Origin of the sequence: Nitritalea halalkaliphila LW7 (assembly GCF_000265075.1) — a bacterium.
GTDB lineage: Bacteria > Bacteroidota > Bacteroidia > Cytophagales > Cyclobacteriaceae > Nitritalea > Nitritalea halalkaliphila.
Window position 1 is genome coordinate 1 of the sequence record NZ_AJYA01000097.1, and the last position, 2,002, is coordinate 2,002.

Sequence of the window (2,002 nt, forward strand, 5' to 3'; positions counted from 1 at the left end):
TGACTGCTGCCATGTACTCCTTTATGGCAAGTTGTAAGCGAAATGGTTGTGATGAAAGAGAGTGGCTAAGTGATATTTTTGATCGCGTACAGGGAATCAAGCATAAGGACCTCTTCAAGCTACTGCCTTCTAACTGGGCCAAGTACAGAGGCCAATTATAAATCCAATACGTAGTTCGTCGAACGGATACTTATGTTCATAATATTATAAAATTAGTGGTCTGTTAAACTTTAATGTATATGATTATCATCATTATAAAAATCACACTCAATTTAATAAGTTGAATTACCAATGGATCATCACTATTTTTGATTCTCAAATATTGGTAATAAAAACTTGGTAAACCACCTACTATTAATAGCCACCAATAGTTCATTAAATCAGAGTAGTTGGCTAAAAGGACAAAGGCAACAATTATTAAATAAATTGCATTCAAAATAGCTAGCAAAAGCATCTTCCTATTGCTTAAAAGCTTCTTATTCTTCAATATGTCATTCAGTATAAATAAAATGACGCATAATATTCCAATATAATTTATTAGTTCCATACTATTGATTTTTGCACGCTGAATGTTCATCCATTGCTGTTGCCAGTTTCATTGCTGTATTGTAAATGTTAGTTGCATTACAAGGTACAAATCCCAATCCATAAGTCGCTAGGAAAACAACTAAGCATGCTTCTACCCCAGCATCATATTCTGCATGAATTCTGTGAAAGTCAGCCTCAAATTTGTCATCACAAGCATCCATAACTCTAGCATTTTGTAAATTTCTTAGAGCTAAATCATAGGCAGGATAGTCTGTAGAAATTGAGGCTCGAACTATTGTTCTTATTTCTTCTTCTGTTTTTACTTTAAACTCTTGATAATTTATCAAAAGATAATTAATGATATTCTGTGACTTAATGTCAAACTCTGGAAGTAGATTACTGTCTAAATCTAGATACCTAGAAATTTCATCAAGACTATGGGAATTTTTAATACTTTTCAGTCTATCCCTAGAATTTAAATCAATTAGCCTTTCAGTGAATACAAGTTGGGTAGACCTAGCTTCATTAAAGAAATCTTGAAATTCAATATCCGCCTTTAAGGATTGGATAAGTTCAGAATCTGTTCTTAAACTCTCATTTTCTTCATGACATGAAGTAACTAGTCCAAGAGTTAAAATAGCGATTACAATTAATAATTTTGTTTTGATTGTTTAAAATTTTACAGTTAACCTCTTAGTAGAGGGTTTGGGACTATTCCCGCTAATGTTCATCAAATTCGATTTTAATTTACTCATTAAGTTTCTGATCTCATAAAGTGAGTCGCTTTTTCCATTTTGGCTCTTATTTCAGAACTGCAAACTTTCAATCAAGCACATCATCAATATCCACTAAAGTCTCGCAGCTATACGCAGGTGTAGCTTTTTTGCACAAAAATTCCCTTCGAATAACTACTCTTTAAATATAGTAATTAATTTCAAACAAAGCAAATATTCCACACTTGCGTATAGGTGATGTTGAACTGACACCCTACGGGTGAGTGATTTACCTAAATTCTGCTTATTTTTAGTCATATCAAAATCTTTCATCATGAAAACTCAAAAAAAACACGCTGGGCTCCGTAGCCCTCAATGATTCCGCCCAGGGGTATTTGAATAAGCTGGCTTCTTTCCTTGAGGCCAAGGCATATTCTCCCATGACCATCCGCAACTATATGGCCGAGATGCGCTATATTTTTGCCTACTACAACCATCTCAATCCTGAACAGCTCACACAGGATCACATCGCCTCCTACATCAACTACATCAAAAAAAGAACATGGCGTGGGAAGGCATAAATGATAAGGATGACAGCCAGAGCTGACAGCCCATTATTTTTTAAACACATTTTGGCTTCCTACCTTAACCCCGTTCCCCTTTGGAAAAGGGCCAATTTCCCCCCCGGGAATTTTTCCCCCGGGAAAAGGTTTACCAAAAAGGCCCCCTTTAAACGGGGTTAAACCCCCCGGTTTTCCCCC

The 2,002-nt window shown here is 35.7% G+C and carries 3 protein-coding genes; 2 read left to right on the forward strand and 1 reads right to left on the reverse strand.

Annotation, left to right across the window (positions count from 1 at the left end):
• Nucleotides 1–23: 23 nt before the first annotated feature.
• Entirely contained in the window at nt 24–161 is a 138-nt protein-coding gene (locus A3SI_RS23405; RefSeq protein WP_394330392.1) for a hypothetical protein, read from the forward strand.
• Nucleotides 162–548: 387 nt separating this feature from the next.
• Here the strand turns inward: A3SI_RS23405 and A3SI_RS19210 are convergent, their stop codons facing one another.
• Nucleotides 549–875, reverse strand: coding sequence for a hypothetical protein (locus tag A3SI_RS19210; RefSeq protein ID WP_156810371.1), 327 nt, complete (start codon nt 873–875; stop codon nt 549–551).
• Nucleotides 876–1,636: 761 nt separating this feature from the next.
• Between A3SI_RS19210 and A3SI_RS18580 the strand changes: the two genes are divergently transcribed.
• Entirely contained in the window at nt 1,637–1,822 is a 186-nt protein-coding gene (locus A3SI_RS18580) for a phage integrase N-terminal SAM-like domain-containing protein (RefSeq protein ID WP_162098486.1), read from the forward strand.
• Nucleotides 1,823–2,002 lie beyond the last annotated feature (180 nt).

Coding starts and splice junctions, on each gene's coding strand:
- A3SI_RS23405 (WP_394330392.1), top strand. CDS start 24: ATGGCAAGTTGTAAGCGAAATGGTTGTGATGAAAGAGAGTGGCTAAGT.